Source organism: Adhaeribacter aerolatus (assembly GCF_007991635.1).
In the GTDB taxonomy this organism is placed as follows: Bacteria; Bacteroidota; Bacteroidia; order Cytophagales; family Hymenobacteraceae; genus Adhaeribacter; species Adhaeribacter aerolatus.
Map to the genome: position 1 here is coordinate 170,992 of NZ_BJYS01000002.1, position 9,604 is coordinate 180,595.

The 9,604-nt window shown below is 47.6% G+C and carries 5 protein-coding genes; all 5 read right to left on the reverse strand.

The features are described 5' to 3' along the window. Positions 1-258: 258 nt before the first annotated feature. Positions 259-987: a gluconate 2-dehydrogenase subunit 3 family protein gene (locus tag AAE02nite_RS02660; protein ID WP_146894898.1), complete on the reverse strand. Its 729-nt coding sequence runs from the start codon at positions 985-987 to the stop codon at positions 259-261. Positions 988-1,005: 18 nt separating this feature from the next. Next, entirely contained in the window at positions 1,006-2,751 is a 1,746-nt protein-coding gene (locus tag AAE02nite_RS02665; RefSeq protein WP_146894899.1) for a GMC family oxidoreductase, read from the reverse strand. A gap of 432 nt (positions 2,752-3,183) precedes the next feature. Then, positions 3,184-4,650: a Gfo/Idh/MocA family protein gene (locus AAE02nite_RS02670; RefSeq protein WP_146894900.1), complete on the reverse strand. Its 1,467-nt coding sequence runs from the start codon at positions 4,648-4,650 to the stop codon at positions 3,184-3,186. A gap of 150 nt (positions 4,651-4,800) precedes the next feature. After that, positions 4,801-6,363: a RagB/SusD family nutrient uptake outer membrane protein gene (locus AAE02nite_RS02675; protein ID WP_146894901.1), complete on the reverse strand. Its 1,563-nt coding sequence runs from the start codon at positions 6,361-6,363 to the stop codon at positions 4,801-4,803. A gap of 30 nt (positions 6,364-6,393) precedes the next feature. Beyond that, a complete protein-coding gene (locus AAE02nite_RS02680) occupies positions 6,394-9,585 on the reverse strand; it encodes a SusC/RagA family TonB-linked outer membrane protein (RefSeq protein ID WP_146894902.1) in 3,192 nt (1,063 codons plus the stop codon). Between the last annotated feature and the right edge of the window lie 19 nt (positions 9,586-9,604).

The window sequence follows — 9,604 nt, forward strand, 5'->3', positions numbered from 1 at the left end:
ACCTATTCTAATCAGAGAAAAGTACTTCTAGTAACAAAAAAGAGGAGGAAGCAGACTAAAAAATATTAGCCTGTTTCCTCCTCTTCTTTATTTTATTACCGGAAAATATTCGGTTCTGGTAGAACCCAGTGTTAAAAAATATTAAGTCCGAATAATCCAACCCTGTCATTCATGAGGAGCCTATCTAGCATTAAGCCAATAAGTTGCCTCCTGAATGACAAGGTTGGATTGCTTGTACAAAAGCCTCTTCGGCTCTCCTTAAGTCCGCGGGGCTGGGTAATTATCCCATGTCATTATTTGGCCGCGTTCTTCATTTTTGAGGCATTGGGCGAGGGTTTTCTCGTCATAGGCCAAACTATATTGTTTCAGGACCTCATCTGGCACACCATCCCAGGCGTTAGGGTTATTGCCTTTGTATTCCATGTCTTCAATGCCCATTTTGCTGGAGAAAAACCCGGTAGCGGTTAAGTTGCGCATCTGGTTAAAAAAAGCAACGCCTTGGGTATTCTCGGGTTTGGCTTGCTCCGGGTAGGCAATCATATCAACCAGTTCTAGGCGCTGTTCTTTGCTGGCATCTACAAACGATTTACCAAACAGCTTGTTTGATTTAATATCTAACCAGCGCAGACCGCCCCGCATGGGTGTCTGAAGTTCCGGCCGGTCTTTAACAATAAACTCTATAAAGGCGGGTACACCGGCATCGGAAGCACTACCCGAGCGGTTATCAGCCGGAATAATAATATCGCCTAATACCGTAATGGTCGCCAGTTCAGCTTCCGTTAAAAATTTCTCTTCCATTAAGCGGGCATCCCGCTCTTTTTCTTCCGGGGTACGGCCGTAGAGGTCCGACTTAGCATCGCGCTTAACAGACTGGGTGCTTTTTTCGTCGGTTTTTTTATCGCAGCCTACCAGCAGGGTACCCGCTCCCAGCGTACCGGCACCCAGGGTACCAATCGCCAGCGCTTTCAGGGATTCTCTTCTATCCATAATATATTATTCGTAATACTAGGTTACAATATTTCTCTTTTTAACCTCATCCAGCAGGTATTCCGAAGCCCGCATCGATAAAGCCATAATGGTCCAGGTTGGATTTTTATCGGCTTGCGATACAAACGGCCCGCCATCCACTACAAACAGGTTGTTAACTTCGTGCGCCTGGCAGAATTTATTTAATACCGAGCGTTTCGGGTCGTTGCCCATGCGGGTAGTACCCACTTCGTGAATAATGCGTCCCGGTGCTTCCAAACCATATTTTTGATCGGCACCTGGTTTATTGCCCATAGCTACGCCGCCCATGGCATCAATAATTGCCTCGAAGGTATCCTGCATGTGCTTGGCCTGTTTAACTTCGTGGTCGCTCCAGGTGTAGTTAAAACGCAGAACCGGAATACCGTATTTATCTACCACGTTCGGGTCTATTTCGCAATAATTATCTTCGCGGGCAATACATTCGCCGCGGCCGGCAAAGCCTACATTAGCGCCGTAAAAACGGCGGTAATCGTCTTTGAGCGAAGCACCGTAGCCACCAGCCGCTTTCATTTTACCGTCGCGGCCCGGATATTTACCGTTTAATCTTTCGATACCACCGCCAAAGCCGTACGATGGCATACCCATGCCGCCGCCGTATTCAATGTGATAGCCCCGCGGGAAATCCAGTTTTTTGTTATCGAGCCACCACGGCGAATACACGTGCATACCGCCTACGCCATCTTCGTTGTAGCGCTTACGATCCATCAGGTGCGGAATAAAAGCACTCCGGGAAGCACCGGTAGAATCGTGTAAATATTTACCAACCACGCCACTGGAATTAGCTAAACCGTTCGGGTGTGCTGCGGATTTGGAATTGAGTAAAAGCCGTGCCGATTCGCAGGCGCTGGCCGCCAGTATAATTACTTTACCGTTTACCTGGTAATCCTGCAGATCATCCCGGTCGGTATACAAAATACCCGTAGCTTTACCTGCTTTATCGGTAAGCACTTCGCGGGCCATGGCATTGGAATACAACGTTACATTACCGGTGTTACGGGCTGGTTTTACCAGGCAGGTGCCCGCCGAGAAATCGGCATGAACCGAGCAAGCCCGGCCACACTGGCCGCAAAAGAAACAAGAACCCCGCTCTTTGTTAATGGGGCGTGTGAGCATCGACTTGCGGGCTGGAATTACGGGAATGCCAATGCCGGTAGCCGCTTTTTTTATCATGAGCTCGTGCAAGCGCGGCTTCGGTGGCGGTAGAAAATAACCATCCGGATCGTTAACCAAGCCTTCGTTGGTGCCAAATACGCCTACCAGTTTATCTACCCGGTCGTAATAAGGTTTTACATCTGCGTAAGAAATCGGCCAGTCGTCGCCGAGCCCGTCTACGCTTTTGTGTTTAAAGTCGTTAGGTCCGAAACGAAGGGCTATACGACCCCAGTGGTTGGTGCGGCCACCCGTCATGCGGGCCCGGAACCAGTCGAATTCGGTGCCGTTTTTGCGGGTGTAAGGTTCACCGTCTATTTCCCAGCCCCCGTAAGCGGCGTCAAAATCGCCGAAGGCCCGGGTAGTGCCGGCGCCACGCCGTGGCGATTGGTAAGACCATTTTAACTGGGTTTGCTGCTCCGGATTGGCCGGATCGTAATCGGGACCGGCTTCGAGCAAGGCTACTTTAACGCCGGCTTCTGCTAAAACTTTGGCCGCCATACCGCCTCCTGCGCCGGAACCTACAATTACTACATCGTAAACCTCGCCCTTCTTTTTAATTTGAAATGCCATAAGTTGGTTTAATTGATTTTAGAGCTTTTAAATGGTGGATAGTTATTTTGTATCCGTGGTAAAATATTCAAGACTTTTTGAAATTATTCTTGGGATAAGCAGCAGCAGAAAATAATTCAGAATCAATCAGAATAACTATTTGTCCGCCTTATCAACCCGGATAAACCGGCAGGTGCTTCCAAAAAAGTTGTATTTCCCTCTTAATGCCTAACAGAAAAATTGCCAGTTTAAGTATACAAAATTTTTCCTGATATTTTATTCCAGGACTTGATAATTCAGTAAATACCCAAAAATGGTAATATTTATTTTGTAAAAATTATGTTTAAAGATTCCTGACCGGAATTAGCTGCAGAAAGTAACCGGAATAATTAAGGGGGTATCAGTGCCCCGGCCAGGTTTATGATGAGCCGGGGCGCTGTAAAATATAGCGCATTAAACGCCTAAGCTCCAGCCCTGGCGGTAATTACGTTTTACAAACTGGTTCACGTCATCAAAGTTGGTTACGCGCATATTCTGGTTATCCCACAACATTTTAAGGTTGCTGCCGGGGTAATCAAAGCCATTACCATTGGCCCGCGGTTTCGGTAGATCCGCACCCCGGATAGCCAGGTTAGCCATTAAAATTGCTTCGGTTAACGGACCAGCCATTTCAAACGGCGAGCTCATTTCTTTTTTACCGTAGCCGGCTATGGCGCCTTCTACCCACTGGGCATAATGGCCGTCGGCACTACCCGGTACGCGCGCGTAGGTTTGTTTTACCTGTACTTCCTGCATGCGGGTAAGGGGTAGCAGACGTGGGTTAGCGGCATACTCGCTGGCCATCATTTTGCCTTTGGTGCCAACAAATAAAATACCGCTGTTGCCATCGCCAAATAATTCATTCGGGCCTAATTCCTCGGGTCGCTCGGGCTTAATGCCGCCATCCATCCAGTGCATGGTTATGGGGCCTTTGGTTTTGCTGGTTTTCGGGAAGGTTAAAGTAGCATGGCTGGAAGGCGGCGGACTATCCTGGAAAGTTCCCCGCTTGCCCCAATCTACAAAAACACTGCCTACACTGGCCTGCACATCAGAAGCGTATTTCAGGTCGAGTATTCTAAAAGGCGCTTCCATCAGGTGGCAACCTAAATCGCCGAGGGCACCGGTGCCGTAATCCCACCAGCCCCGCCAGCTGCGCGGTACTACTTTATCTACGTATTCTTTATAAGGCGCCGTACCCAGCCATAAATCCCAGTTCAGTTCTTTCGGAACCGGTGCGGTTGTGCTGGGCCACGGCACGCCCTGGGGCCAGATGGGCCGGTTGGTCCAGAGATAAACCGATTCCACGTCGCCAATAATGCCGGCGTTAAACCACTCGTGCAGTTGCCGGACGCCATCGCCGGAAGCGCCCTGGTTACCCATTTGGGTTACTACTTTGTAGCGCTTGGCCGCTTCGGTTAACTTACGGGCTTCGTAAATATCGTGGGCCATGGGTTTTTGCACGTACACGTGTTTGCCTAATTGCATGGCGGCCATGGTTACTACCGCGTGCGTATGGTCGGGCGTAGATACGGATACGGCATCGAATTTTTTGGCCTCTTTATCAAACATCTCCCGCCAGTCTTTGTAATATTTGGCTTTGGGGAAATTTGTAACGGAAGTGGCGGCCTGGCGGTCATCTACATCGCAGAGATAAGCAATATCGGCTTTCCCGCTTTTGTAGAAAGAGTCGATATCGGAACGGCCTTTACCACCCACGCCAACCGCTGCAATTACCAACTTGTCGCTGGGGGCTAAAAAGCCTTTGCCGCCCAAAACGTGGCGGGGTACAATCATAAAGCTGGCGGCGGTTACCGCAGCGGCTTTTATAAAATCCCGGCGGGTAGGTGCCGATTTTTCCTGGTTTGTAAAGTCTTTTTCCATTTTATATCGTTATAAATTTTACCTGAATAATGGTACAAATAGGTTTGCGTAGCATACTAACCTAAATGCCGCTTAATATCTTAAATATAAGGCTTTAAATAAAAATTAAAAACCTGGTACGCATTGTACCAGGTTTTTATATTACATCCGTTAAAACTCAGGATAGCCTGGGTTCTGCGGACTCAGGTTAGGATTATTGCGGCGTTCGGGGGTAGGTAACGGGAACAGCAAATGTTTTTCCTGCAAAGGCTTATTCGAGTTCTTATTTACGTGACCAACAAAATTATCGAAGCCTTTTGTTGTTTCATTAAATACTTTCCGCAGCCGCACCATATCGAACCAGGTAATCTGCTCGTAGGCCAGTTCGTACCAGCGCTCGCGCCAAACGGCTTCCCGGAAGCTGGTCTGGTTAAAAGTGCCCATCGCGGGAGTTGCTAACTTGGCGCGGTCCCGTACTTTTTTCAGCGCATTGTAAGCCTCCATGTTAGGACCGGTAACCTCATTCTGCGCTTCCGCGTAAATCAGCAACACTTCGGCGTACCGGATAACCGGTACATTCAGGTTGTTGTTGCGGGTAGGCGTAAGGCCGGGAGCACCCGCCGAAGTTTGATTAAAGTGCTTAAAAATATAAGGAGCACCTAATTGAAATTCAGCACCTGTGCCATTGGTATAATACGTGGTATAAAAATAGCCTTCCTGGTTTTTGGCCCGTAAATCGCCGGTTTCATAAGAGTTGTAGAATGCAACCGTAGGAATGGTGCTGCCCGTGCCACCCGGACCGGAATACGTAACCGGTTTAAAGTTGGGGTACATGTTTTCCATGGGGTTACCGGCTACTAAGTTGTTGTACTGAATCATAAAAATATGCTCTAACCGGTTTTCGGTACTTTCTTTGTGTACGTCGAGGTAGGTAGGGAACAAATTAATGGTACCGGGATTGGCATTGGCGTAAGACACCACCTCAAAGGCTTTATCGGCAGCCAGTTTGTAATGCGAGGCACCTTTTTGCAGCGGAAAGCCGGCCATAGTTAAGTAAACCTTAGCCAGCATAGATTTAACAGCTGCCTGCGATGCCCGACCCGTGGCATCCATCCAGGGTAAACCGGCTGCTTCGGCTTCTTTTAAATCCTCTACAATTAAATTATAGACTTCTTCTTTTGGCGCCCGACTAGGTAGAAAATCTTCTGATTCAATGGTCTGCGGTTTAGTAATTAAAGGAACATCGCCCCATAACTGTACGGCCCGGAAATATGCCCATGCCCGCAGAAATTTGGCTTCACCCAATATTTTCTTTTTCTGGGCTTCGTCCATTGGCGTAATAGCAGGCACCCGATCCAGCAATAGGTTAGACTGGGCAATCAGCCGGTACAAGCCATTCCAGTAGTTAGCGATATGGCCGGTGTTGCCATCGTAAATTAAACCATACAAGTTGTTCAGGTCCGAGTTCTGGCCGGTTTCAGTAGTAGAGATACCGGTAGGGGCCTCCAGCATTTGCCACGTAGACGAGAATATACCGGAGCCATCATACACCAGGCGGGTATCGGCATAAACAGCGGCCAAAGCCGCTTCGGCATGGTCCGGAATGGTATAGAAGTTATCCGGCGTTAAGTTAGAAGGCGGCGCTTCATCCAGGTGATCTTTACAACCAGCACCCAGCAGCATTACGCCGCACAGAAAAACTTTTGTTAAATTTCTTAATTTATAAATCTTCATATTAAATTTCTTTTTAGATGAAAAGACTAATTACAAGCCAATCTGCAGACCCATTAAAAAGGTTCTGGGCTTAGGGTAGCCGTGCCAGTTTTGTCCTTGGGAGAACACGTTTTGGGCATCTCCATCCCGGATACCAACAGTTTCTGGGTCACCAATCAGTTCATCATCCACTAATAAAAATAAGTTCTGAGCGGAGGTATAAATCCGCAGACGGTTTAGTTTAATTCTTTCGGTTACTGCCGCTGGGAAGGTATAACCTAACATAATATTCCGGCCCCGGATAAAAGAACCATCTTTAATCCAGTGGGTATCTACGTTAGTGATATAGCCGGCTTGGGTACCACGTACTTCCGCGATCATAGTATTTTGGTTTTGTGGCGTCCAGGCATTCAGCACGGTTTTGTAGCTATTAGCCAAAGCCTGGCGGTCTTCGCTGGAGTGCAGCGTCATGTCCAGTACATCGTTGCCGTAAGAATATTGTAAGTCAACTAATAAGTCGAAATTTTTGTAGCGGAAGGTGTTGGTGAGGGCACCCCAGGCTTTCGGGCTACCATTACCAATAATACTCCGGTCGGCATCGGTAATGGCTTTGTCACCGTTTACATCCAGGTATTTAATATCGCCGGGTAATAAAGTCTGGCCCGGGCGGTAGCTGGTAAAGGCAGCTGCTTCATCTCTTTCGGCTTCGCTCCAGATTCCCAGGCGGGTAAGGCCCCAGAAAGAACCTACTGGCTCACCGATGCGGATAATATTAGTTTGGTTCGTAAAGTTAGGACCACCTACCCCAAAAATATCGGCCGGAGAAGCTAAAGTAAGCACCTTATTCCGGTTTACGGAAACGTTGAAGCCTGTACTCCAATGGAAACCACCCGACTCAATGTTAATCGTATTCAGCGATAACTCTATCCCTTTATTTTCCATTGAACCTACGTTTTTCCGGATGGTGCTGTAGCCGGTGGTACGCGGTACAGGAGCATCCAGGAGCATATCGGTGGTTTTGCGGTAATAATAATCAGCTTCCAGGCTAACGCGGTTACCAAGCAAACCTACTTCCAGACCCACATCGAACTGGGCTGTTTTTTCCCATCTTAATTCAGGGTTCGCCAAACGGGTAAGGCCAGTTCCGCCAACCCGAATATCGCCCAATACAGCGGCGTAGTTAGAGCTTAATAGCGCCAAAGAAGAGTAGGCTGGGATTTCGGAGTTACCGGTCAGACCATAGCTGCTGCGCAGTTTCAGGTTGGTCAATGTGTTGTTACCTTTCAGGAAGCTTTCTTCGGATACGCGCCAGGCCAATGCCGCAGATGGGAAGAAGGCAAACTTGTGGTTTTCACCGAAGCGCGAAGAACCATCAGCCCGGCCGGTAAAAGTAACCAGGTATTTATCCATTAATCCGTAATTAATACGGCCGAAATAAGAGTTGTAAGCTGTACGGGAAGCACCTGAACCCACTGCCGGCGAAGTACTACCTGCACCTAAGTTATTATACAGGAAATAATCGGTAGCAAAGTTGCGGACGGTAGCATCTACGTTAAAAGTATTTGTTTCCTGCCACGAAATACCTAGTAAACCAGTAAAGGAATGAATCTCATTAAAAGTTTTGTTGTAAGTCAGGTAATTTTCCAGCGACCAGAAATTTTCGCGCCGATTACGGGAGGCCGCATTACCGCGGTTACCTATATCCAGGGTACGGGTAGTGGCATCGTTGTTTTCCTGGGTAAGAATATTGGTACCCAAAACAGTACGCATCTCCAGCCCTTCGGCAAATCTAATATTAGAATATAAGCTACCAATAGCGGTTTGGGTATTCAGGATAAACTTACGACCGTACAAGCGGTGCATAGAGCTCATGGTACCTTCGGCATTTGGGTAATCGCGGTTGTTGGCGAAAGTGCCATCTGCATACCGTACCGGCAAAAACGGAAAATCTTCAACAATTTGCCGGGCTACCTGGTCGCTGATATCCACCAGGTTCTCAGTTTGATAGTTGTAGCTTAACGTACCGCCCACTTTCAGCCATTTTTTAATTTGGTCGTCGATGGTAAAGCGGCCAGAGTACCGTTTCATGTAAGAATTCACCAAATAACCTTGGTCATCGCGGTAACCCATGGATAGGGAATACTGGGTACGCTCACTACCACCGCTAAAGCCTAACTGGTGATTTTGCGATATTTTAGATTGGGTGGTTTCTTCCAGCCAATCAGTATCGTAGAGGGGATTTAGGTTGTCATCAAAAATACCCGGAAATGATTGACTATACTTTTTTCTTCTTTTTGCAGGTTCTAAGTCCGCCCATTTGCCAGCGGCCCAACCGGCCGGATCGTATTTCTCCATGTTGCGCCAGGCCAGTTCTTCTACCGCTAAATATTCCTTAGCATTAAGTACTTCCGTGCTATTTGGTCCTTTGGTAGTAGTACTAAAGTCTACGTTGTAGCTAATCTGGCCTTCGCCGGATTTACCTTTTTTAGTAGTAACCAGAATAACGCCGTTGGCGCCCCTGGCTCCGTAAATGGCTGTAGAAGAGGCATCTTTTAGTACTTCCACCGATACAATATCATTCGGGTTAATAAAATCTATGGGGTTGCTGGATTGGGCCAAATTACTCTGCGGCATCATTACCCCATCAATTACATACAAGGGATTGTTAGAAGAGTTAATAGAGCTGAAACCCCGGATACGGATGTTAGTACGGCCACCCGGACGTCCGGAGTTGGTATTTACCTGCACCCCGGGCATTTTTCCGGCCAAGGCCTGGTTCAAGGAAGGAGCCGCCCGCTCTTTTATCTGTTCTTCTTTAACCGATGCAACCGCTCCGGTTAAATCAGATTTCCGGGCGGTACCATAACCAATTACCACTACTTCTTCTAAAGCTTTGGCATCGGTTTGGAGGATTACGTTAACCGTACCGGGGCTGGAAAAGTTTTTTTCGGTGGTAGTATAACCAATAAATGAAAATACCAGGGTACCACTCGTTCCCGGCACACTTAAAGTATAGCCACCATTAACATCGGTGGTAGTACCATTATTCGTGCCTTTCAAGAGCACCGTAACGCCCGGTAAACCTTCATTGGCTGAGGAAGTAACTCTACCGGTAATTTGGTTCTGCGCATAAGCTATGCTCGATACGCATAGTATCAGAGTTAAGAGTAAGGCTTTTTTAAGATAATGAACCGGGTAAAAGGTTTTATCAATTTTACCTTTTATCTGTAAATAACTGTTCATAAATTTTTGATTTTGTTTG

Bases quoted from the DNA above. Each gene is read 5' to 3' on its own strand.
- AAE02nite_RS02675 (WP_146894901.1), bottom strand. From the start codon at position 6,363: ATGAAGATTTATAAATTAAGAAATTTAACAAAAGTTTTTCTGTGCGGC.
- AAE02nite_RS02680 (WP_146894902.1), bottom strand. From the start codon at position 9,585: ATGAACAGTTATTTACAGATAAAAGGTAAAATTGATAAAACCTTTTAC.
- AAE02nite_RS02670 (WP_146894900.1), bottom strand. From the start codon at position 4,650: ATGGAAAAAGACTTTACAAACCAGGAAAAATCGGCACCTACCCGCCGG.
- AAE02nite_RS02665 (WP_146894899.1), bottom strand. From the start codon at position 2,751: ATGGCATTTCAAATTAAAAAGAAGGGCGAGGTTTACGATGTAGTAATT.
- AAE02nite_RS02660 (WP_146894898.1), bottom strand. From the start codon at position 987: ATGGATAGAAGAGAATCCCTGAAAGCGCTGGCGATTGGTACCCTGGGT.